20 protein-coding genes are annotated in these 25,542 nt (G+C 30.8%); all 20 read right to left on the bottom strand.

The features are described 5' to 3' along the window. Positions 1–35 precede the first annotated feature (35 nt). Positions 36–344 carry a 50S ribosomal protein L21 gene (gene rplU, locus ACRC28_RS05590; protein ID WP_438542463.1) on the bottom strand — a complete coding sequence of 103 codons (309 nt, stop codon included), beginning with the start codon at positions 342–344 and terminating at the stop codon, positions 36–38. A 127-nt stretch (positions 345–471) separates the two neighbouring features. Next, on the bottom strand, positions 472–1,917 hold the full coding sequence (locus ACRC28_RS05585) for a ribonuclease E/G (protein ID WP_438542462.1): 1,446 nt from the start codon (positions 1,915–1,917) through the stop codon (positions 472–474). Between the two features lie 14 nt (positions 1,918–1,931). Then, positions 1,932–2,636: a TIGR03936 family radical SAM-associated protein gene (locus ACRC28_RS05580; RefSeq protein ID WP_438542464.1), complete on the bottom strand. Its 705-nt coding sequence runs from the start codon at positions 2,634–2,636 to the stop codon at positions 1,932–1,934. After that, positions 2,611–4,473 carry a TIGR03960 family B12-binding radical SAM protein gene (locus ACRC28_RS05575; RefSeq protein WP_438542461.1) on the bottom strand — a complete coding sequence of 621 codons (1,863 nt, stop codon included), beginning with the start codon at positions 4,471–4,473 and terminating at the stop codon, positions 2,611–2,613. Before ACRC28_RS05575 ends, ACRC28_RS05580 begins: the two co-directional genes overlap by 26 nt. 189 nt (positions 4,474–4,662) lie before the next feature. Next, a complete protein-coding gene (locus ACRC28_RS05570) occupies positions 4,663–5,538 on the bottom strand; it encodes a site-2 protease family protein (RefSeq protein ID WP_438542460.1) in 876 nt (291 codons plus the stop codon). A gap of 28 nt (positions 5,539–5,566) precedes the next feature. Beyond that, positions 5,567–6,349 (bottom strand): hypothetical protein, encoded by a 783-nt coding sequence (locus ACRC28_RS05565; protein WP_438542459.1) that lies wholly within the window; start codon positions 6,347–6,349, stop codon positions 5,567–5,569. Between the two features lie 96 nt (positions 6,350–6,445). Beyond that, complete coding sequence (gene rodA / locus ACRC28_RS05560; protein WP_438542458.1) at positions 6,446–7,606, bottom strand: rod shape-determining protein RodA; 1,161 nt, start codon at positions 7,604–7,606, stop codon at positions 6,446–6,448. Positions 7,607–7,783: 177 nt separating this feature from the next. After that, positions 7,784–8,047, bottom strand: coding sequence for a cell division topological specificity factor MinE (gene minE, locus ACRC28_RS05555; protein ID WP_438542457.1), 264 nt, complete (start codon positions 8,045–8,047; stop codon positions 7,784–7,786). A gap of 12 nt (positions 8,048–8,059) precedes the next feature. Beyond that, the gene (minD, locus tag ACRC28_RS05550) at positions 8,060–8,857 is read right to left on the bottom strand and encodes a septum site-determining protein MinD (protein ID WP_438542456.1); all 798 of its coding nucleotides are present in this window, start codon (positions 8,855–8,857) and stop codon (positions 8,060–8,062) included. A gap of 17 nt (positions 8,858–8,874) precedes the next feature. Further along, positions 8,875–9,516, bottom strand: coding sequence for a septum site-determining protein MinC (gene minC / locus ACRC28_RS05545; RefSeq protein ID WP_438542455.1), 642 nt, complete (start codon positions 9,514–9,516; stop codon positions 8,875–8,877). 183 nt (positions 9,517–9,699) lie between these two features. Then, positions 9,700–12,693 (bottom strand): penicillin-binding transpeptidase domain-containing protein, encoded by a 2,994-nt coding sequence (locus ACRC28_RS05540; protein ID WP_438542454.1) that lies wholly within the window; start codon positions 12,691–12,693, stop codon positions 9,700–9,702. 193 nt (positions 12,694–12,886) lie between these two features. Next, on the bottom strand, positions 12,887–15,940 hold the full coding sequence (locus ACRC28_RS05535) for a peptidoglycan D,D-transpeptidase FtsI family protein (RefSeq protein ID WP_438542453.1): 3,054 nt from the start codon (positions 15,938–15,940) through the stop codon (positions 12,887–12,889). Positions 15,941–16,145: 205 nt separating this feature from the next. Beyond that, on the bottom strand, positions 16,146–19,190 hold the full coding sequence (locus tag ACRC28_RS05530) for a penicillin-binding transpeptidase domain-containing protein (RefSeq protein ID WP_438542452.1): 3,045 nt from the start codon (positions 19,188–19,190) through the stop codon (positions 16,146–16,148). Beyond that, positions 19,187–19,681 carry a rod shape-determining protein MreD gene (gene mreD, locus ACRC28_RS05525; RefSeq protein WP_438542451.1) on the bottom strand — a complete coding sequence of 165 codons (495 nt, stop codon included), beginning with the start codon at positions 19,679–19,681 and terminating at the stop codon, positions 19,187–19,189. The genes ACRC28_RS05530 and mreD overlap by 4 nt, the downstream gene beginning before the upstream one ends. 11 nt (positions 19,682–19,692) lie before the next feature. Then, positions 19,693–20,544: a rod shape-determining protein MreC gene (gene mreC / locus ACRC28_RS05520; protein WP_438542450.1), complete on the bottom strand. Its 852-nt coding sequence runs from the start codon at positions 20,542–20,544 to the stop codon at positions 19,693–19,695. A gap of 2 nt (positions 20,545–20,546) precedes the next feature. Beyond that, complete coding sequence (locus ACRC28_RS05515) at positions 20,547–21,563, bottom strand: rod shape-determining protein (protein WP_438542449.1); 1,017 nt, start codon at positions 21,561–21,563, stop codon at positions 20,547–20,549. Between the two features lie 20 nt (positions 21,564–21,583). Further along, positions 21,584–22,273, bottom strand: coding sequence for a RadC family protein (gene radC, locus ACRC28_RS05510; RefSeq protein ID WP_438542448.1), 690 nt, complete (start codon positions 22,271–22,273; stop codon positions 21,584–21,586). 36 nt (positions 22,274–22,309) lie between these two features. Further along, the gene (locus ACRC28_RS05505) at positions 22,310–22,879 is read right to left on the bottom strand and encodes a Maf-like protein (RefSeq protein WP_438542447.1); all 570 of its coding nucleotides are present in this window, start codon (positions 22,877–22,879) and stop codon (positions 22,310–22,312) included. 188 nt (positions 22,880–23,067) lie between these two features. Then, on the bottom strand, positions 23,068–23,835 hold the full coding sequence (locus ACRC28_RS05500; protein ID WP_438542446.1) for an SPOR domain-containing protein: 768 nt from the start codon (positions 23,833–23,835) through the stop codon (positions 23,068–23,070). Between the two features lie 146 nt (positions 23,836–23,981). Continuing rightward, positions 23,982–25,430, bottom strand: a complete 1,449-nt coding sequence (locus tag ACRC28_RS05495) for an aminoacyl-histidine dipeptidase (protein ID WP_438542445.1) — start codon at positions 25,428–25,430, stop codon at positions 23,982–23,984. Positions 25,431–25,542 lie beyond the last annotated feature (112 nt).

Raw genomic sequence — 25,542 nt, 5'->3', positions numbered from 1 at the left:
TCATTTTTAGAATAAATCTTTGCGTTAATCATAGATTATGCTTCGATTTTTTCTATCATGATTTTAGTGTAAGGTTGTCTGTGTCCAGCTTTTCTTCTATAATCTTTCTTAGGCTTATATTTGAAAACTGTAACCTTCTTAGCTTTTCCTTGTGCTACAACTTTAGCAACAACTTTAGCTCCTTCAACTACTGGAGTACCAACTTTTAAAGTTTCTCCACCAACAGCTAATACTTCTGTTAATTCAACTGTTGAATCAACTTCAGCTTCTAATTTTTCTACGAATAATACGTCGCCCTCTTGAACTCTGTATTGCTTCCCACCTGTTTTTACTACTGCGTACATTAAAACACCTCCTCATAACGGTCTCGCCACTGTGGGTACAAAGAAAACTTTGTTTAATAAAAAACCCATTCGCGTGCGGTTTACTAAATCATATTATCATAAACTACATTTTTTGTAAAGAATAATCTTAATATTTTTCTACACCTTTTATTAGGTAATTTTTCAAGTTTTCCCTTTGGTTTAAGAAGATTATAGGCTCTATTTTATAGCCATCTATTCCATCAACATAATTTAAATATATTTCTTTATCTAAACCATCTATATTTTTTAAGAATGTTACTATATCACCTTGTACTCTTTCTTTATAACTTGAATCAAGTTCAATGTAAAAGCTTTTTATTGTATTTTCTTCTAATGATTTTAGAATTTCATTTTTTATAAGCTGTTCTACATAAGTAAGTCTTAAAACATTTCCAGTTCCTTTGCATAAAGTACATTTTTCTTCTATGCTATCATAAATGCTTTTTCCTCTTCTTTTTCTTGAAATTTGTATTAAATCAAGCTCTGTAAATGGGAATATTTTAGAATTACCCCCATCTTTACTTAAGGCTTTTTTAAGTTCTTTCATTACTTTAAATCTATCATTTTTATCTCTTAAATCAATGAAATCTATAACTATTATTCCACTTAAGTTTCTAAGCATTATTTGTTTTCCAATTTCTTTAGCTGCTTCCATGTTAGTTGTTAAAACAGTTTTTTGAAGATTTCTTTCTTTTGTATTCTTTCCACTGTTTATGTCTATAACAAACATAGCTTCAGTTTTTTCTATAACTATATTCCCACCACAAGGAAGGCTTATTTTATTGTGTCTTAGCTTAAGTATTTCCTTTTCAATATCTAAATAATCAAAAAGTGTTCTAGGTCCCTCATATTTTTCTATAATTATATTTTCTTCATCTAAGAATTTTTTTATAAACTCTTCATCTTCTTCATTATCAACATATATTTTTAAATCTTCTTTTGTAATGTTATCTATAATAACCTTACTTAAAGCAGCTTTTTTACCAAAAACTCTTTCACATACATTGCTGTAATTAAGTTTCTTTAGAAGTTTTTCATAAATCCCTTTTAATCTATTAGCTTCTGCTCTTAAAACATCTACTGATACATTTTGTCCTTCTGTTCTAATTGTTAGATTAACACCTTCTATTACTTCTAACTCTGCTAAAATTAACTTCTTTTTAATTTCATCAGTTATTCTTTTAGAAAATTCTATCTTTCCTTCACCTTTTGAAAGAACAATATACTTTCCTGGAATACTAACCTTATGAGTTACCTTAGCTCCCTTATCTCCTAAAGGTTCTTTTAAAACTTCTACTAAAAGTTCATCGCCTTTTTTTATGTTTAATTTTTTAAGGTCATCGCTATAATACATATACCCTTCTTTTTGAAGACCCATATCTAAAAAGATTGAGTTTATTGCAGGTACTATATTTTTAACTCTTGCCTTATAAATTTCTGATGTTACTGGCTCATCATTTTTCTCTTCTATAAAACATTCCTCTAAAACACCATTTTCACGAACTGCTACTCTTAAAAGGTTCTCGCTTCTTTCAATACATACTTCTCTCATTTATAATCCACTTCCTATATACATTCATATAAAGGTACTAACATTTCACCCTTTAAACAATACATTTCTTCTCTTTTTATTTCTACAAATTCATCTTCTAAAGCGTTTGTAGTTTCTCTTTTTATTAATTCTACAAAAAGGTCTGCTGATAAATGCTCACGGCTTCCTGCACTAATTAAAATATTGAAAACACCGACCTTTTCCTTTTCCCAGTACTTCATTTCTTTTACCATTGGCTTTATATCAACTTCATTTTCAGATCTCTTTGATCTTTTAACTATATTCCACTCACTCTTTTCTTCTAGCGCCTTCATTTCAGAACTAAAGTTTTTCATGTCTGAATATTTTATCTTTATTATATATCTAGCTCCATCAATTAATGCCATAGCTTGAGGAACCTTCTTTTCATTTTGCTTTGGTGCTGGAATAAATGTAGCTTTACTGAATCTAACACCTCTTGCTGAAGCTTCATTTAATTTCTCTACAATTTCTTCTAAATCCACTTCTTCATCTAATATTAAATCCATATATTCACCATCTGAATATACTCCAACTGATAAAGGTTGTGCAATTGATGTTGCCATATGTGGATTAAATCCTTGTGAATAGTGAACAGGAAGTCCTGATCTTCTTACTGCTCTTTGTATAGTTCTTAAAAGGTCTAAATGTGATATAAATTTTATATCTGCCTCTTTAGTGTATTTTATTAAGTATCGCACCTTCAAAACACTCTCCTTCTTTAAAGTTTACGTTAACTCCACATCCTGTACATCCTTTTCTACAGTTTTGTGTAAGCTCTGCTTTCTTAGCTTTCTCATTTTCAACTTCTAAATATTTTCTAGTTACTCCTATGTTTATGAAGTCCCATGGAAGTATTTCATCATAGCTTCTTTCTCTAAATGCATAGAAATCTCCATCTACACTGCACTCACTTAAAGCTTCCATCCATGTATCAAACTTGAAATATTCATTCCATCCATCAAACTTACATCCTTTTTCAAATGCTTTTATTAAAACATCACAAAGCTTTCTATCTCCTCTTGCAAATATTGCTTCTAAGTAAGAAGTTTTTTGCTCATGGTAATTGTAAGTTACTGCTGGTGATTTTAATGAATATTTAACTGCTTTAATCTTTTCAATAACCTCTTCTTTTCTTTCCATTGCTGCCCATTGGAATGGTGTAAATGCTTTTGGTACAAGTATTGATGTACTAACTGTAACTCTAAGACCTTTGTTTCTTACATCCTTAGGTACTTCAAAATATTTATCCACAATCTTTTGTGCTAATTCCCCAATTGCTGCACAATCTTCTCTGTTTTCATAAGGAAGACCTATTATAAAGTAAAGCTTAAGTCTGCTCCATCCTGCTTCAAAAGCACTTTTAGCAGCTTCTAATATTTTCTCTTCAGTTAATCCTTTGTTTATTATATCTCTCATTCTTTGTGAACCAGCTTCTGGTGCAAAAGTTAATCCTGATTTTCTAACCTTTTGGATTTCTTTAATTAAGTCTACTGAGAATGCATCTACTCTTATTGAAGGTAATGCTACTCCAACCTTATTCTTTTCATGTTCTTCTATTAAATCATTTATAAGGTTTTGAATGTCTGAGTAATCACATGTACTTAAAGATGCAAGTGAAATTTCTTGGTATCCTGTCTTTTCAACCATTTCTCTTGCTTGTTTTACAAGTGTATCTCTAGTCTTTTCTCTTACTGGTCTATAAATCATACCAGCTTGACAGAATCTACATCCATTTGTACATCCTCTAAAAGTTTCAAGAACTATTCTATCATGAACAATTTCACTATAAGGAACTACCATTTCTGTTGGATATTCTACTTTATCAAAATCATTTATTATTCTCTTTTTAACAGTAGCTGGAACATCTTCATACTTTGGTTTAAACTCTTTTATTGTTCCATCCTCATTATAAGAAACCTCATATAATGAAGGCACATATATACCACCAATTTTAGATATTTCTCTTAAGAAACCTTTTTTATCATTTTTCCCTTTGTACTTTTTATAAACTTCTAGCACATCATCCATCATTTCTTCACCTTCTCCTAATTGGAAAAAGTCAATAATATCATATAATGGTTCTGGGTTATATGCACAAGGTCCTCCTGCCATTACTATTGGTTCATCTTCTCTTCTTTCTGATGCTCTTATAGTAATTCCTGACATGTCTAACATATTTAATATATTTGTGTAACTCATTTCATATTGAAGAGTAAATCCAAGCATATCAAACTCTTTTAACGGTGTTTTTGTTTCTAGTGAATAAAGTGAAATATTATTTTTTCTAAGTTCTTCTTCCATATCTGGCCATGGAGCAAAAACTCTCTCGCAATATGTATCTTTTCTAGTATTTATTGTATGATAAAGTATTCTTGTTCCTAAATGAGACATTCCTACTTCATATACATCTGGAAAGCAAAATGCAAACCTTAAATCTATATCTTTTAAATCTTTAACTATTTCATTTAACTCTCCACCAACATATCTTGATGGTTTTTCAACTCTACATAAGATATTATCAGAAATTTTATTCATGAATCATAGTCCTCCTCTAATCTTTAAGTTTTATTCTTACATATTTATTTATTCTAGCACAAAAATATTTTTTCTTCTATTTTTTCGCAAAATAAAAGCCCTTAAAAGAAATATATAAACCCGTAAGCTTATATTAATTCTTCTAAGAGCCTTTTAGTGGAAATTAATGGTTTCAATTTGAAAGATATTCTATAGATAGCTTTCATTACTAGTATCTCTATTTTTTAAAATTAAATACTCTTTTATTTTAATATTTCCAAATTCTTTTAAACCTTCTATAACTTCATCCTCTCGTATCTGTCCTAAAAATTTCAACTCTTCATCTAATATATAAAAAATATTAAACTTATTTTTATCAAGCATTCTAAGTAAATTTAACAAACTACTATTATAAGAAACAGATACACTTCTATTTTCTATATACTCATACTTTTCTATAAGTGCTCCCTTTCTAAAAAGGTCCTTCATCATTATATAAATAGCTGCTTTTTTCTCAATATATGTGGAATATATCACTAAGCCACTTATAAGCGGCAATCCTATAATTACAGAACCTTTAAATAGGAAAAAAAGAAAAATTAAAATTAATCCCCCTGCAAAAATAAAACTTATATTTGATATAATGCTTCTTGCCTTTTTAAAAGTTCCAATCTTAGATAATATTATTTCTAGAATCCTTGACCCATCTAAAGGATATACAGGAATTATATTAAACATAAAAATTCCAAGATTTATATCCCCTATCATTCTTAAAATTTCATTATCTAACCCCTTATTTATACAAAAGGCAAAGGTGAATACAAATAAATTAAACATTGGACCTGCTATATATAAATTAAGCTTTTCCATATCCTTTAAATCATCTACATCCGAAAGACTTGCACTAGCACCTGTTAACGCTATCTTTACATCATATAGCTTACACCCATAATGTCTTCCTACTAAAATATGTAATGCCTCGTGAAGAATTACTGATATGACTGCAATAAATGCACTCCTACTCAAAGACATTACAATTATTAATAAAGCTCCCTCTAATAATAAAGATTTTACTGTTTTTTTCATTTTCACCTCAACATTTAATTGCTATGTCTTAAGGTTTTATATTTTGTATCTTTCCATCCTTTAATACATAAAATATAACTCCTTCTCCCTTTTTATCGTTAACTCCAATCTTCTCGTTAACTTCTACTTTATCGCCCTTCTTAACTTCTACTGAGCCTACTTTTTCATAAACAGTTTCCAATCTTTCCCCATGATTTATTATAACTTTTCCATCCTTAACATATGTTATCTCACCAGACTTAGTTGAAAATATACCTTTTTCACCTTTAATCTGAATTTTTCCATCCTCTAACTTTTTATTTGCACCATTAGTTGGCACTATCATTCCTAGACTTTCTAAAGTGATTTCCTTGTTTTCTTCTACCTCTTTCACTTTTTCCTCTTCTGTATTTGTCGCCTTATCTTTTTCAATCCCTTCTATAACATTACTATTATTAAATACCTTAGCCTTCATTTCATTAATAAATTTATCTTCACCAAAGTAATAATCACTTTTAATAACCTTAACTACTGTTTCATTTACCTTTTTAGCATTTACATCCTTTATCATTCCACTTCCATACACTATGGCTCCTATAGCACATATTGCAACTGTTTGTATCCCTAAGAGCTTTAGAAAATCAAATACATGTTCTCTTCCATTCTTATTTCCACCTCTTTGTCCATTTCCTCTATTGCCATACATGCTTCCTCTATTTACAGCAGTCCTTTCATTGCCATAGCCTCCACCTCTTGTGTAAGAACTTCTTCCATTTGCATTCATCCTAATATTCCTGTAGTATTCCTCATATTCTCCTCTATAATATCCCACGCTTCTCCCTCCTTATCTTTACCCTTTATTTATATTAAAAATTTCTTTGTTTTATGAAAAAAAGACACTTCAAATTACTTTGAAATGTCTTTTATACTAAAATCTTATTTTCTTTCTTCTCATTCCTATATTAAGAACCAATCCTATTGTCATTACAATTGATAAAAGTGAACTTCCTCCATAACTAATTAATGGAAGAGTTATACCTGTTATCGGCATTAATCCTATGGTCATACCAATATTTTGGAATATGGCAAAAAGGAAATAAGCTGTTATTCCTATTGCGATAATAGAGCCAAATACATCCTTTGCGGACCTTGCTATATTTATCATCCTAGTTATTAGGATTCCATACATAGTAAGTAAGAATACTACTCCTAAGAATCCCCATTGTTCTGCAATTGCTGCAAATATAAAGTCTGTTTGAACCTCAGGAACGTGTTGTGCTGCATATCCTGTTGTTCCATCATTATAAAGTGATGGTCTATCTCCAAATACTCCACCTGCCCCAATACTAATAAGTGATTGACTTAAGTGGTATCCTGTGGTGGTTGCATTTGCTTCTGGATGAAGGAATGATGTTACCCTTGCTTTTTGGTAATCTTGAATAAGTCCTACATTCCAAACTATAGTTACCACAACTACAAGTGCTGCAAACCCTCCAATAAACACACGCCTATCAAGACCTGCTACAAAGAATATTCCAAGTACGATAAAGAAACAAACCATTGTCATTCCCATATCTGGCTGAATTATTATAAACACCATTGGAATACCTGCATATATACATAGCTTTACTAAATTTCTTATATTATTAATTTGTAAATCCATTTCCTCTAAACATTTTGCAAGCATCATAATCATTGCAACCTTTGCAATCTCTGATGGTTGCAGAGAAATTGGTCCAAATTTAAGCCATCCTCTAGCACCGTTTACAACTGTTCCCATAAATCTTGTAATTATAAGTAATACTATTGATGCCCAATAAAATATAGGTACATAATTATAGAAAAATCTATAGTCTATAGATACAAATATGTAAAGTGCAACCATAGATATAAGCATCCATATAAATTGCTTCTTCCCATATAAAAGACCATAATCTCCCTTCGTACAAAGGTAGATATTAAGTATTCCAAATAATATAAGTACTATTGTTGAAATTAAAAGCAATTTATCTATATCTCTTATCTTCTTAAAATCTAATCTATTTCTTTTAGTCGTTCCACTATCAAATAATAAATCTCGTCTGAGCAAGAATCTCCACCTCCTAAAAGTTTAACTACTCTTTCGTAATACTAGTCTATTATATATCATTATTTTCTCATTCTCTATAAAAAATACTCCTACACTACAAAAAATAATAAAATTTTAATAAAACTCCAATAAAAAAAGGTTGTATATAGAATTTTCTATTTCAACCTTTCTTATCTTTTATCTACCTTTTATATTTTTTATTGGAATATTAGCTATTAAAGAAGATGGCCCCTCACCTTCTTCTATACCGCTCTTACTTACTGATATATCTACATCATCAACTTGAATTTCAATATATTTAGTAATAACTGCTAATATTTCATTTCTTATCTTTTCTAGTGTTTCTTCTGGTAAATCTCCTCTATCGTGAATAAGTATAAGCTTAAGTCTATCCTTTGCAATCTCCTTTGGCTTTTGTTTTCCAAAATTAAAAATTCCCATCCTTAAAGCCTCCTATTTACGCTTGAAAAGCTTCATTAAACTTCCGAAGAACCCTGATGATTCTTCTGTAAAGTCCATTATTGGAACTTCTTCACCATTTAATCTTCTTGCTATGTTTTTAAATGCTTTCCCCGTTTGTGATTCTCCATCTAAAACTATTGGTTCTCCTTTGTTTGTTGAAACTGAAACTCTCTTATCATCAGGAACTACACCTAAAAGTTTTACTGATAAAACTTCTATAATGTCATTAACTCCTAACATATCCCCTCTTTGAGCCATTTCTTGATTTAATCTATTTACCACAACTCCATGGTCTGTTAAACCTTTTGCATCAAGCTTTCCTATAACTCTATCAGCATCTCTTATTGATGTTATTTCAGGATTTACTACAACTACTGCTTTATCAGCTCCAACTGCTGCATTTTCAAATCCTCTTTCAATACCTGCAGGTGAATCTATTAGTACATAATCAAACTCATCTTTAAGTTCTTTTACTATTCTAAGCATATCTCTAGTGTCTATATCGTCCTTATCCTTTGATTGTGCTGTTGGTAAAAGATAAAGAGTTTCAAATCTTTTATCCTTTATTAAAGCTTGCTTTAATCTACATCTGTTTTCTATTACATCTATGATTGTATATACTATTCTATTTTCTAATCCCATTAATACATCTAAATTTCTAAGCCCTGTATCACCATCTACTACTACTACTTTTTTGCCAATGGATGCTAGTGCTGTTCCTAGGTTTGCAGTTGTTGTTGTTTTACCAACTCCACCCTTCCCTGATGTAATTACTATAGATACTCCCATTTTGTTTAATCCCTCCACTAATACATATATTTATTCTCTAAATATGGCTCTACTGTTATCATGCCATCTTTTATCTTTGCCACTTCTGGGTATGTAGGTTTTTCTGAATCTGGTGACATTGCAATTCTATTTGCAATTTTCAAAATTTCTGGTTGCAGTGAAAATGCTGCTATAATCGCTTTATCATTTCCATTTGCACCTGCAAAAACAGTTCCTTTTATACTTCCTAAAACTATTATGTTACCAGTTGCTTTAACCTCTGCGCCACTATTTATATCTCCAATTATAACTACATTTCCATTATAGCTTATGCATTGGCCACCTCGCACTGTCCTTCTCAAAAATTTTGTTTTCCCTTCATAAATACCCGAAAACACTTTGTTTTTTTCTTCACTTACATTTTCTTCCTTCGTATTTAAAATAACTTCACTTATCCCAATCTCTTCTTTTAGTTTCTCTTGCAAATGAATAATTTCTTTTTCTGTTATCATATTTAAATCTATACTTATAGCCAAAGAAATTCCTGTATAAAATTTCTTTCCTTTTGCTAATTTTTCCATAAGGTCATTAAACATTTCATTGTAATCTTTATATACATTCATATCTATATCTGCAATAAGACCTTTTCCATTTCCTTTTATAACTATTCCATCTTGCAAAACTCTACCTCCGAAGTTAAATAATACATTATTTTACATTTTTATAAATTTCTTTATTTTTATTATTTATCTTTTTTATTATATCATTATTATTTATTTTTTTACATATTACTTTAACTTTTCGTTTAATTTTTATGAAAAAAAGAGGGAATTTTTTTACTCATTCCCTCTTTTTGTTATTTTTTATTCATTTTTATCCGTTTCTGTCTTTTTTTCTTCTTTATTGTCCTTTGGCGCATTTAAAACATACTTCTTAAAGCTCTCAGAATTTTGAACATATCCTGGGAAATCTTTTTGTAGAATATCCTTAAAGTATGCTTCATAAGCTGCTCTTGCAACCGGTGCTGTATATGCTCCATGTCCTCCATCATAAATTGCTCCAACAAAGGCAATTTCTGAATTTTCTACTGGTGCAAAACTCACATATGTTGCATAAGGAGATCTTCCATACTCTCTTTGAGTATTACTATAATCAGCTGTTCCTGTTTTACCTGCTGATGGAATTGGGAAGTTTACGAATGTTGATGCCGCTGTTCCTTGATCTCCATCATTGGCTTTAGACATCCCTGCCTTTACAGCTTTAATCGTACTGTCTTTTAATTTAAACTCACTTAAAACTGTAGGCTTCACTTCTTTTAGTACTCTACCATCTGCTGATGTAACTTTATCTACAAGATTCAATGAATACCTTGTACCACCATTTGCAATAGTAGTTATATATGACATTAATTGAAGTGGACTAAATTGGTTTATACCTTGCCCTATTGAAGAGAATATAATTTCAGCTGGTGACATTATATTTACTATCTTATCATTAACTGTAAATCTAGCTATTACCATAGAAACCTTTTTAGCTTGCTCTTCAACGCTTGTATTTTGGTTTGAAGCTAAATTAGCTTTATATTTATCTGATAAATTCATAATATTTCTTACATCTGGAAGAACATATTCACTAAACTTTTCAGTAGTCATTCCTGTTTCATTTGTTCCTACAATCTGAAGTCTTTCTGATATTTTAGCCTTTAAATCAACCTTTGCTTTTTCAAGTTCTGGTGAATCTCCTAAATCTGCTGCAAAATCAAATGGTACAAATGCTTCATTTAAATATCTTCCTGTTGATAAATAGTTGTTTAACTCAAACTTTGCAAAGCTTATTATATTTTGCTTATTAGATTCAAAGTTATATGTCTGTCCTAATGTTGTTTCTTCTATTTCAATTCCTGTAGAAGGGTTTCCTTCACTCTTTGGATCTTTTCCAAGTCCAAACTTCCAAGCCCACTCTGCTAAACTATCTAATGCCTTCTTTTTAGCTTCTACTTCTGAAAGATTTTTATTTTCATTTAATGCTTTTGCATACAATCTATATGCAGTTTCATAGAAATAAACGTTACAAGATACCTCTAAAGCCTTTGATACATCAGTCGGTCCATGAGCACCACCATTTGCATGTATCCAACAAGCTGGAGCAAATCCGCCTCCAAATACTGACGGTCTATTTTGGAATACTCCTCCTGCCATAATCTTCTCTGAAGGACTTATTACACCTTCTTCAAGCCCTGCAATAGCAGTCATAGGCTTAAAGATAGATCCTGGCGGTAATGTTCCAAGTGTCGCATAATTGTAAAAAGGTTTTGGATATAAATCATATTTATCCTCTCTATTTCCATTTTTATCTTTTGGAAATAATTCATCAACTGATTTCGTTACTCCTGGCATTTTTACTATTTTTTCACCATACTTTTGTAAGTCTGGTGAGAAATATTCCTTTATTTTATCTGATGGCAATTGCCCTGGAATTGCAAACATATTAGGATCAAAATCCGGATAACTTGTCATCCCTATTATTTTTCCTGTTTTAACTTCTGCAACCATAGCAAAACCTCTTGTTGCATTTTTAAATGTATGACCTTTACTATCTGTTGTTGAAGATTGTACCTTTTTTATTGTATCTTCTAAAGATTGTTGAAGTGCATATTGTACATCTTTATTTATATTTAAATGAACAGTATTTCCCGGGTAAGATTCTAGCTTAAATAATTCTTCTGTTTCTCTTCCTTCAGAATTTACTTTAACAGTTTTTCCACCCTTAGTTCCTTTTAATTCATTTTCATAAGCACTTTCAATACCAACTTTTCCTATTAGATCTGTTGATGCATCATATCCTCTTAATTCATAGCTTGCTTTTAAAGAACTATCTATTGGTGATACATAACCTAAAACAGCTGATGCTAAATCTCCATATGGATAATCACGAACTGGCTCCATATCAACGTCTATTCCAGGCATATCATTTAACTTTTGATATACTGTAAAAGCTGTTTCTTTTTTTATGTTATTTGCAATTGTTACTGAACGATAGTTTTTAAAACTTTGTATTCTAATTGCATCTTTTACAATTAAGTATTTATTTACTATTTCAATTGGATATTCCTTTTCTATTATCGCCTGTAGTTCTTCACCTGACATTTTATTATAAGCTTTTCTTCTTTCATCATAGGATGCAACTTCAGCCTTATAATTATTATTTTCTTCTTTTGTTAATTTCCCCTCTTTTTTAACTGGCTTTGAATCCACCATTTCAATTAAGTTATATGATTTGATTAAATAAGCATATGCTTCCTTTGGTGTTACACTTTCTAATTTTTCTTCGATTTCTTTTAATTGTTTATCTTCTAAATCTCCTTCTTCATCTGGAAATAGCTTTCTTCTGAAGTAATCATTCATTCCTCTATCTTTTAAGAATCTTACTTTATCGGCAATTTGATTTTCTGTATCTGTACTCTTAAACTCAAAGTAAGGTTCTCCATTCTCATTCAATTTTAATAACATATCATTTAGAAGCTTTTCATTATTTTCTTCTAAAATCTTAAAAACTTCTCCCATAGTATCATAAAAATTATATTTACCTTCTAATGGAGTTGTATATCTTAAAATATATATTTGCTTGTTACTTGCAAGGATGTTTCCTTCATTGTCTTTAATTTCTCCCCTCGGAGTCTTCTTTGTAACAAATCTAACTGCATTTGCCTTAGCTTTATCTACATAATAATTATGCTTGTACACTTGCAGATATAGCATTCTTAAAGCTATAACTGAAAAAATCCCACCAGTAATACACTTCATAATCATAAATCTTGACATTGATTTTTTTTCTTTCTTCGGCTTGTTTACTATCATACTACTCTCCATTCTTCAAAAAGATTCTTATATAATCTATTATACACTCTTTAATTCATTATTTATTAACATCTTATTAATAATATTACCATATTTTTTCTGCATAATGAATAGTTATTTTAAAATTTTGCAAAAAAAAGTTATTCTTTAGCAGTTTTTGTCTGCTTTAGAATAACTTTTTATTAACTATTTTTTAATTCGTTCCAAATTCATTCATTATTTGTTTTTGTTCTTGTTTAACTTCTTCTTTTTGTTTTTGAAGTTCAGCTCCACCAGTACTACCTGGATTATTATCCTTAGGTGCATCTAGTACATATTTTGTAAAAGTTGGTGATGAATAATGCATCTTTTCAAGTTCATTCTTAAAGTACGCTTCATAAGTTGATCTTGCAACATTTGCAGTATATCCACCATGTCCTCCATCATAAATTACACCTACAAATGCAATTTCAGGATCATTAAATGGTGCAAAACTCACATATGTTGCATATGGAGATCTACCAAAATCTCTTTGGTTTTCTGCATAATCTGCTGTTCCTGTTTTACCTGCTGTTTCAATTGGAAAATGTCCAAATACTGATTCTGCTGTTCCTCCTTCAGAATCGTTGGCTCTTCTCATTCCTTCTTTTACAGCTGCTAAATCAGCTTTATTTAAGTTTAACTTCTCTAAAACTTGTGGTTCTTCTTTTTGTATAACCTTACCATCTGGAGTAGTTACTTCGTCTACTAAATGAAGTTTATATCGTGTTCCTCCATTTGCAAGTGTCGATATATAAGATGCAAGTTGCACTGGTGTAAAATGATTTATACCTTGCCCAATAGCTGCATATACAAGCTGTGCTGGTGACATAATCTCTCCCGATACATCTCTTGTTGTAAATTGAGTTATTACTGTACTTACAGTTTTAGCTTGTGCATCTATACTTGTATTTTTATTGTTCTTTTCATAATTTTCTAGACTGTTTTTATAACTTGGTGAAATCTCCATTATTTTTTTCACTATTGGATAAACTTCATCATAGAATTCATTGTAATCAGCTACTTTTTCATTTGTTCCTACTGCATTTAATCTATTATTTATAGTAGTTTTTAATTGTACCTTTAAATTAGCAAGTTCCTGTGAATCTTCTTTATTCTCTGCAAAATCAAATGGTGCAAATTTGTAGATACCTCTATAATCTCCTGTGCTTAAATAATTGTTCAAATTAAATTTAGAGAACTGTATAGCATTTTCTTTATAACTTTGGAAGTTATAAACTTGCCCATTTGTGTTTTCTGGAATCTCAAGTCCTGTACTTGGGTTAGACTGCCCGTCTGGATTATGTCCAAGTCCAAACTTCCATGCCCATCTTGCTAATGAGTTTAAAGCATATATCTGTGCTTCTGGTCCTTTTAAATCAGTTGTTTTAAGTGCTTTTTCATATAGTCTATATCCCATCTCATAGAAATAGAAGTTACACGATACTTGAAGTGCTTTCTCAACATTTGTAGGTCCATGTGAACCATGTGAATCTGTATATATCCAACATTGTGGTGCAAAACTCTTACCAAACACATCTGGATGTGTATTAAATATACCAGTTGCATTTACAAGTTCATCTGGTGTTGTTACCCCTTCTTCTAGTGCTGCTATTGCTGTAAGAGGTTTAAAGATTGAACCTGGTGGTAATGTACCAAGGGTTGCATAATTATAAAATGGTTTTGGATATAAATCATATTTATCTTCTCTATTACCATTTTTATCTTTTGGGAATAATTCATCTACTGTTTTTGTTACGCCTGGGATTGCTGCCTCTTTTTTACCAAAGGTCTCAAGGTCTGGATTAAAGTACTTTTCATATTCTTTTTCATTTAATTGACCTGGTATTGCAAAAATATTTGGATTATAATCTGGATAACTTGCCATGGCAATAATTGCTCCAGTTTTTACATTCACTGCAAGTGCTGCTCCTCTTGTTGCATTTGGGAACGTATGCCCTGCATTATCTTTTATATTGTTTCTTATATTATCTATTGTATCCTTTAATGACTCTTGCATTGCATATTGAACATTTTTATCTATTGTTAAATGAACATTGTCCCCTGGATAAGACTCTAAATTAAATAAACTTTCTGTTATTCTTCCTTGTGAATTTACTTTAACTGTTTTTCCACCTTGTGTTCCACGAAGTTCATCTTCATATGCTTTTTCAATTCCAGCTTTTCCAACTAAGTCTGTTGAAACATCGTATCCTCTTAAAGCATATTCATCCTTTAAAGAACTATCTATCTGCGATACATATCCTAAAACGGATGATGCTAAATTGTTATATGGGTAATATCTCACTGGCTCTAATTCTACATCTATTCCTGGTAATTCATTTAATTGTTGATAAATAATAAATGCAGTATTTTTGTTTATATTGTTTGCTATAGTTACTGCTCTATATCCTTTAAAACTTTGCATTTTCATGGCATCTTTTACTACTACAAAATCTCTTATTTCTTTTAATGAATATTTTTCTAATAAAAGCTTTAATTCATCTGCGCCACTCATATCTCTATATTGTTGCATTTTTAAATTATAGTCACCTAATGCTTTGTCATAAGTCGCCTTTTGCTCTTTTGATAAAGTTCCCTCTGGCTTTTCTGGCTTTGGACAAATCAATGAAATTATTCCATAAGTTTTAACTAAATAATCAAAGGCTTCCTCTGGTGTTACTTTTAATAATTCCTTATTTACTTCTGAAACTTCTTCATCTGTTAATTCTCTATTCTCTGGTCCAAACAATTTAACTTGAACCTTCTCATTCATTCCCCTATCTCTTAAAAATCTTATTTTTTCATACTCTTGAGCCTCGCTAGAAGTACTTTTATATGAAAAATAAAATTTCCCCGTGTCATCCATCTTTAACATCATATCATCTTCTAATGGTTCTTTATTCTCTTTTAAAATGTTAAAGATTCTTCCCATAGTGCTATAAAAACTCTTCTCGCCTGTCGAAGGCATTGTATATGTAATATTATATATTTCTTTAGTTGTTGCAAGGACATTTCCTTTATCATCTAAAATATTTCCTCTTGGTGCTCCTTGTGCTATAAATCTAGTTGCATTTTCTGTAGCTACTTCTTTATAGTGGCTATGCTTGTAGATTTGAATGTAAAGTACTCTTATTCCTATTAACGTAAAAACACCAATCATTATAAATTTAACTAAGTTATATCTAGATACTTTCTTTTTCTTCTTCTTAGGCTTATTTACTATCATTTGTATCTCCCTTTTATTTTATATTATATGTTCATAAAATAATTATTTAATCTATATTTAGCCTTTTTATGTCTTATTTTTCATAATTACTTCAAAAAATTTTATTACATTTAATATTCTATCATAAATATTCAAATACAAAAGAAAAAATCCGTAGAAAATATAAATTTCTACGGATTTTTTAAGTAAATTAATTTTTTCTTAATTAATTGCTTGGAGTAATTTCTCCACCAACACTATCTTGTTGTCTTAATTTAGCCATTTCTTCATTAGCTTTTTGACTTCCTGGATAGTTATCAGCTGGTGCATCTAAAACATATTGAGTGAAACTTGCAGATTTATATCCCATCTTAATAAGTTCATTCTTAAAGTATGCTTCATAAGCTGCTTTTGCTACCATTTGCGCCATAGCTCCATCATACATAACTACCATTACAGCAATTTGTGGATTTTTGTATGGTGCAAAACCAATATACGTTGCATATGGAGCTCTTCCATATGATCTTTGGTCTGCTGATACGTCGGCTGTTCCTGTTTTACCAGCTGTTGCTATTGGGAAGTTTCCAAATGATGCAACTGCTGTTCCATTTGAACCTGAAGTAACTAATCTCATTCCTTCATGAATTGTATCAATAGTACTTTGGTTCATTGGTATTTTATTTAGTACTTGAGGTTCAGTCTTTTGAACAACTTGCCCTGAAGGACTTGTAACTTCACTTACTAAATGTAATTTATATCTTGTTCCACCATTTGCTATTGCCATTGCATAAGATGCAAGTTGTATAGGTGTAAAGTGGTTTATTCCTTGACCTATAGCTGCATATATAAGCTGTGCTGGTGAAAGCATTTGGTTTTGTTGTTCTATTGTAAAGTTTGCAATTGTAATTGAAACTTGTCTTGCTTGATTTTCTATACTTGCATTTGGGTTTTTATCCTTATACGCTTTAAATTCTGCTTGATACGTCGCTGAATCTTGCATTAATTTTAATACATTTGGATAAACCTGTGCAAAAAATGCATTTGCATCTGGTTGTGGATTACTTGTTCCTACTGCTTCTAATCTTGTATTAACTTGATTTTTAATAGTATCTCTAAGATTATTAGCTTCTGCTGAATCCTTAGCTTCTGTTCCAAGTGATATTGGTAAAAAGTTTAATGCATTGTATTGTCCTTTTACTAAGAATGCATTTAAGTTGTACTTAGCATAAAGGATTGTATCTGCTTTAAAACTTTGGAAATCATACACTTGCCCATAGTTGTTTTCAGGAATTTCAATTCCTGTTGGCTCATCTGTAGGTTGATCTGGATTATGTCCAAGTCCAAACTGCCATGCCCATCTAGCTAAAGAGTTTAAAGCATATATTTGTGCTTGTTGTCCTTTAAGCTTAGTTGTTTGCAGAGCATGCATATATAATCTATATCCCATTTCATAATAGAATACGTCACTTGATCTTTCAAGTGCAGTTTGAAGAGTTATTGGTCCAAATCCTTGACCAGTCATTCTTCCATACCATCCTTCTGGTGCGAAGCTCTTACCAAATACTTGTGGGTACATATTAAACTTAGCAGGACAATCAACATATTCTCCTGGTGCATATAATCCTTCTTGCATTGCTGCCGTAGAAGTCATAGGCTTAAATATTGACCCTGGAGGAATCGCCCCCATTGTTGCATAGTTGTAGAATGGTTTTGGATAAAGGTTATATTTATCTTGTCTTTGACCATCTGGACCTTTTGGGAACATTTGATTTACTGACATTGTAACCCCTGGTTCAGTTGCTATTTTTTCTCCAAACTTTTCTAAGTTAGGATTAAAATATTCATTGTATTGAGCTTTTGTAAGCTGTCCTGGTATTGCAAAAAGGTTTGGATTAAAGTTTGGATAACTTGCCATTCCTAAGATATTACCATTATGAACATCTACAACAATAGCTGCTCCTCTTGTTGCATTTGGGAATCCATAATCCCCTTCACCTAAGTTATCTCTTTGTGTAGCTCTTACATATGCCATTGTATTTTTAAGAGATTCTTGAAGTGCATATTGAACACCTTTATTAATAGTTAAGTGAACATTGTCCCCTGGGTACGGATCTATTGTGTCTAATTGTGCTGTTGTTCTTCCTTGTGCATCAACTTTAACAACTTGCCCTCCGGTTTGCCCTCTTAAATATTCTTGATATGAAGCTTCAATTCCTGATGCTCCAACTAAAGCTGTACTTACATTATATCCTTGTAATTCATATTCTGCTTGTTGTGTTCCACTAATTGGAGTTAAATATCCAATTACTGATGATGCTAAATTATTGTAAGGATAATATCTTACTGGTTGCATTTGAACATTTACTCCTGGAAGTCTATCTAGTTCTTGATAAACATCAAAGGCAGTACTCTTTTTAATATTAGATGCAATAGTAACTGTTCTTTCCCCTTTAAAACTTTGCATTTTTATCTCATCTTTAACAATGATATAATTCATTATTTGTTGCTTTGTATAGCCCTTTTTAAGTAATAAATCTAACTGCTGTGCTCCAGTCATTTTATTATAAATTGCCATTTGTGCATTATAAGCCTTCATTTGAGTTTTATACTCATCTTCTTCTTTTCTTGTTGCATTGCTAGAAGGTGAATTTGGCATTGGCTCTATAAGACCTATAATATTATAAGCTTTTACTAAGTAATCAAACGCTTGGTCTGGTGTTACTTTTAATAATGCATCATTTATTGCATTCTTTTGTTCTTGACTTAATGCTTGAATTTCATCTCCATAAAGCTTAGTTTGAACCTGTTCATTCATACCTACATCTCTAAGGAATCTTATCTTTTCATATTGTTTTGAACTTTCAATATCTGTATCATATCCATAATATAAATCACCATTTGAATCCATCTTTAAAAGCATTGTATTAACAAGTTTATCATTATTATCTTTTATAATTCTGAATACCTCATCAATCGTTTGATAGAAATCAACTTGCCCTACTGATGGCTCTGTGTAAGTTAGATTATAGATATCTCTATTAGTTGCTAAAACATTTCCTTGGTTATCTAAGATTTCTCCTCTCGGAGCGTCTTCTTCAATAAATCTGGTTGCATTTTCGCTAGCTATATTTTTGTAATACGTGTGCTCAATTATTTGTATATAAACAAGTCTTGCACCTATAGCTGCGAAAATTATTCCCATTATTACTTTGAATACTGTATACCTAGAGAACCTTTTGTTTTTCTTCTTCTTTGGTTTATTAACTATCATCTAAGCCTCCACTTACTCCTCAAACTTACTTTTTGTTTAGAAAATTTGAAAACATATCTATATACTATAAGCATTATTATTGAGTTGTATATGGCAACATATATTATGTTACTTAAATCAACTTGATAATGCATTATATAAAATATAATAAATACTGCTAAATGCTTTAAAATAGTCATTGCAAACATAGTTGCTACTGGTACAATATTTCTTCTTTTAAATACGCTTTTCCCTATATATGCTACTAAAAGGCATATAAGCATATTTGTTAATGCATTTATTCCTATTGCATTATTAAAGAATATGTCCTGAAGTAGCCCACTAAGTACCCCTATAAAAACAGCTTCCTTTGGTTCATTAACTAATGAATATGCTACTGCAAATACGAATAATAAACTTGGGAAGGCACCTTTTATTGCAAAGAAAGGTGCCACTGTATTATCAAATATTAAAAGGATTATGCATATTAAAATTATTATTACTCTTTTCATGCCTTCACCTCTTAATTATTGTAGTTTATTTCACGAGTATTTTTTGGAACAACTACAAATAAATATTCAGCTTGATTGAAGTTAACTGCTGGTTTAATAGTTGCAGTTTTCATGATGTTTATTTTATCATCTGTAACAGTCTCAACAGTTCCTACTGGTATATCTTTTGGATAAATTCCACCAAGTCCTGAAGTAACTACTGTATCTCCAACTTTAACTGTAGAGTTCATAGGAAGATTTTCAACCTTAGCTAATGCTTGGTTTTGATTTTCTCTAATTCCTCTTAAAATTCCTGTATTATCACTAGTATTTTGAATCTTAACTGCTACTGCAATATTTTCATTTAAAATACTCTTAACAATTGACCAGTTTGAACCAACAGAAGTAACTTGACCTACTAATCCATTTGGTGCAATTACAACATAACCTTTTTTAATTCCACTATCTGAACCTTGATCAATTACATATCCATTAAGTATATTTCCACCACTATAACCTATTATGTGTGTAGCTATATATTTATATTCACTATTTTCATTTTTAAAGTCTAATACTTTTCTTAATTGTGCATTTTCGTTTGCTAAACCAGAGTACTGTAAAAGTTGATTTTTAAGTTGTGCATTTTCTGCTTCTAGTTTAACATTCTGATCCTTAACTTCTGTAAAGTTTAAACAAAGATCTACGAAACCTTTTATTTTAGAATTTACTGTATATGTTATTTTTTGAATCGGATTTAACGCCGCTCCAGCCCCACTTGCTATTATATCTTTTTCTGAACTTTTAAAGCTCCATGATATTAATCCTAAAAATACAACTGACAGCACTACAACAGTGACTGCCAGTTTGTTTTTACGAACTCTCATTCCTATAATCTATCTTCCTTGCTTATCTTGTCGAAGTCTTCTAATGCTTTTCCTGCACCTAAAACAACACAATCTAAAGGAGATTCTGCAATGTGAACTGGCATGTTAGTTTCTTTAGTTATTAATTCATCTAAACCTTTTAACATTGCTCCTCCACCAGCTAACATGATACCTTTTTCCATAATATCTGCAGCTAATTCTGGTGGTGTTTTCTCTAGAGTCGTTTTTATTGATTCAATAATAGCATATACAGGTTCTTTAAGCGCTTCTCTAATTTGTGATTCTGATATTTCAACAATCTTTGGAAGACCAGTTATCATATCTCTTCCTTTGATTTCCATGATTCTATTTTCACCATCTACATCATATGCAGAACCGATTTCCATTTTAATTTGCTCTGATGTTCTTTCACCAATCATTAAGTTAAATTCTTTTTTAACATATCCAATGATAGATTGGTCTAATTCATCTCCAGCAACTCTTAATGATTTACTAGTAACTATACCACCAAGTGAAATTATAGCAACTTCAGTAGTTCCTCCACCGATATCAACAATCATGCTTCCTGTTGGTTCACTTACTGGAAGTCCTGCTCCAATTGCAGCTGCCATTGGTTCTTCCATAAGAACTACTTCTCTAGCTCCTGCAAGTTTTGTAGCTTCTTCAATAGCTCTCTTTTCAACTTCAGTAACACCTGATGGATAACATACGATTATTCTTGGTGCTTTAAATGCACTTTTACTTGCACCTTTTTCTATTAATGATTTTATCATTGTGTGTGCAATATCAAAGTCAGCAATAACTCCATCTCTTAATGGTCTTATAGCAACTATGTTTCCAGGAGTTCTTCCTATCATCATTTTTGCTTCTGTTCCTACTGCTAATGGTTTTCTTGTAGTGTTATTTATAGCAACAACTGATGGTTCTCTTAAAACTACACCTTTACCTTTTACAAATACAAGTGTATTTGCTGTTCCTAAATCTATTCCCATGTCTTTGCTTGTTCCGAAAAATCCCATTTTGTTTATTCCCCTTTCAGTTATATAATTCCTTTTTCTTTTAAACTCACATATCTATTGTTCCCAATTATTATGTGGTCCGTTAGAGTTATCCCTAACATTTCACCACAACTACTTAATCTTTTAGTAATCATGATATCTTCCTTACTTGGAGTTGGGTCTCCCGAAGGATGATTATGGCATATAATTATTGAAGCAGCACTAGATTTTAACGCTTCATTAAATATCTCTCTTGGATGTACAATAGCTGAATTTAAGCTACCTTTAAATACATCTTTAACTCTTGTTATTTCATTTTTAGTGTTTAAAACAACTAATTTTAGAATTTCTTGATTTAGTGATGACATCTCTGGATAAAGAAAATCTACTATGTCTTCTGCTTTTGCTATCTTCTTTTTCTCTAAATTCCTTAGGCTTTTAAGTCTTCTTGCAATTTCTACAATTGCCAAAATTCTTGTACCTTTTGAATTTTTTATTCCTTTGATTTTTTTTATGTCTTCTAATGAAGCATTTAGTATTCCATCTAATCCACCAAGCTCCCATATTATTCTCTGGCTTAAGGTTATTACATTTTCTCCTTTAATTCCAGTTCTTAATACTATTGCTAGAAGCTCTGCATCAGTGAGACTTTCTGCTCCAAAACTAATCAATTTTTCTTGCGGTCTTTCACCTTCAGGTATGTCTAAAACTTTTATAGTTTCTTTCTTCATAAAAAAATTACTCCTTGTTTAGAATACCCCCCATGTTTATTTTTGAATTTCTTTTAAAATTTTTGCTACTTTATTTAATGGTAATCCAACCACATTATAATAACATCCTTTAATTTCTTCTACAAAAACTCCACCTAATCCTTGAATTCCATATGCCCCTGCCTTATCAAGTGGCTCACCACTTTTTATGTAATCCCATATTTCTTTATCTGTAAGACTAGAAAATTTAACTTCTGTTTTTAGGCTATCTGTTATTCTTTCTTTTGTTTTTGTATTGTAAATTGAAACCCCTGAATAAACTTCATGCACATTTCCACTTAATGTTTTAAGCATTTTAAATGCATCTTCTTCATCCTTTGGCTTTTCTAGGACCTTATTATTTAATGAAACTACTGTGTCTGCTGATATTATTATTGTATCTTCGTTTACATTATCTAATATAGCTTCTCCTTTTTTTCTAGCTAGTTCCTCAACATAACTTTTAGGATTGTTAGAAAATTCTACTGTATCTTCATCAAAGCTACTTTCTATTATAGTAAATTCCTTAATAATTCTTCCTAAAAGCTCTTTTCTTCTCTCAGAAGCTGAAGCTAATATAAAATCCATAGTTTCCTCCTAAATATTTGCTTATTTAATATTATTAACAATAATATAGTATTTCTATTCATCAATAATATTATTCAAACGCAATTTAAGGTGCAGTTTATCTATATACTACACCTTAATTAGTTTATCATTTTATAGCCACCTTAACAAGTGGCTTTACTTCATTTAATTTTTTTTTAAGATTTATTTTAAACTCTGTATTTATTTAAGATATTGTATAAAAATTCAACAGATTTTTGAACATCTTTTCTTTCTAATACCTTTGGCAATGCTTTTATATGTTCTTTTAATTTTTTTACTTCTTCACTTTCATTACCATCTGTTCCTTTTAATTCTTCTGTCCATTTTTTAAACTCTTCTAAATTTATACTTTTTGTATCCTTATTTTCAAACTTTTCAAGTATATCTATATATGCAACTACAATTTTAGAAATTTTCATTCCATTATCATCTTTTTTAGGTATTTCAGTTCTTATTTTTACATTAACTATTTTCGCTTTATCTAACTCTCCTGCTTTTTGCTTTGCTTTCTCTTCTTTATAAACTCCTGCTATGACTTTAAATTTATCTCCTTCTTTTGAAACAAACTTATTAAAGGTTTCTGGTATTTCTTTTAATGCAGTTTTTGCATTTTCTTCTTTTCCATATACACCACATTGAACTATGAAGAAAGTTTCTTTTTCTACACCCTCTTCTTTTTCCACTTTATCTGTTGGTGGTGGCGTTGTATTATCATCCTTTTTTTCTCCTGCTCCACTTTCATCTGTGATTGGTGGTTTCTTCTCCTCTGCCCCACCATCATCACCTTGTTTAAAAATCATCGGTCCAAAAATCATTCCAATTCCTATTGCAAGTGGAATACATATAGCTAGTCCTATTAAAAAGAAGTTGTTTCCTCCTCCTCTTCTTCCGCCTCCACCTCGCCTATTGTTGTGGTTATACTTTGTGTATCTCATTTTTCCCCTCCCATCCAAATCTCTATATTCATATATACTCTCACCTTTTCAATAATATTCATTATGTAATTAATTTTTCTAAAATATTTTCTAAAAAGAAAAAAGCACTAGAAAATCTCTATCAATTTTCTAGTGCTTTACTTTTATTACTTAATTTCTGCAAGTACTTCTATTAAGTATTTCCATATATTTTGAACTGATGTTATACTCATATGCTCATTTGGAGTGTGTACATCATAAAGATTTGGACCAAAGCTTATCATATCTAAGTCTCCTAATCTTTCTTTAAATAAACCACATTCAACTCCAGCATGTATTGCTGTAAGCTTTGGCTCTTCACCAGTCATTTTTTTATAAACATCTACACAGATTTCTCTGATTTTTGAATCTGCATTGTATTCCCATTCAGGATATCCTGCATTTGTTGTAAATTCTCCACCTAAAAGCTCTGTAACGGTTTGTGCTCTTAATGTAATTTCATCTTTTAATGAACCTACTGAACTTCTTATAGCACTGTCATAGATTACTTCTCCATTTTCTGTGCTAACAACACCTAAGTTAGTTGAACTTTCAGTTAATCCATGCATGCTCTTGCTCATAGTGTTTACACCATTTGGGTAAAGGTATAAAAGATTTATTACTCTATCTGTTACATCTTTAGTAAACATCTTTTTAGCCTCTGCATTTGTTACTTCTACACTAACATCTGGGTCTTGTACTTTTAACTCATGCTTAAATGTTTCTTCTAATTTTGAAACCATAGCTTTTACTTCTTGTACATCTGACTCTTTTACAAGAATTATTGCATCAGCTTCTCTTGGAATTGCATTATTTTTAGAACCACCTTCAACATATGAAAGTCTTATGTCAAACTTACCTAATAACTCTTTTAGGATTCTTCCCATTAATTTATTAGAGTTTCCACGTCCTTTATTTATTTCCATTCCAGAGTGTCCACCTTTAAGACCTCTTACCTTTATTTCTAAAGCAGTATATGAAGCTTCTACATTTTCTTCTTCTACTTTTATTACAGATTTACTTCTTATTCCACCTGCACAGCTTAATAGTAATTCCCCTTCTTCTTCTGAATCAAGGTTTAATAGAATTTTACCATCAACATCTTTTTTATTAATGTTCATAGCTCCAGTCATTCCTGTTTCTTCATCTACTGTTAATAATAACTCTAAAGCAGGGTGTGCTATATCATTGCTTGCAAGTACAGCCATTCCATAAGCCATTGCTATTCCATTATCAGCTCCTAGAGTAGTTCCAGTTGCAAAAATATTATCTCCATCAACTCTTAACTTTATTGGATCTTTTAAAAAGTCATGCTCTGTTCCTTTATTTTTTTCACAAACCATGTCCATGTGCCCTTGAAGTATAACTCCTGGAGCATTTTCATATCCTTTAGTTGCAGGTTTCTTTATTATTATATTTAATGTCTCGTCTTGTACAACCTCTAATCCTAATTTCTTTGCAAATGAAACTAAATAATCACTTATTTCTTTTTCATTTCCTGATCCTCTTGGTATTTTTGATATCTCTTCAAAATAACTAAAAACTTCTTTTGGTTCTATGTTTGATATTTTTTCCATTTTTGTTTCTTCCTTTCCATTTTAATGTTAAAATTATATTTGTAGTTAGTTTTAGTATATCACATAGTATTAATTTATTAAAAGTTTACTCATACTATCTATGACTAATACT

The organism is Clostridium sp. (assembly GCF_051650885.1).
GTDB lineage: Bacteria > Bacillota > Clostridia > Clostridiales > Clostridiaceae > Clostridium.
The sequence above is the reverse complement of the archived record's forward strand: the minus strand, read 5'-3'. Positions and strand labels throughout refer to the sequence as shown.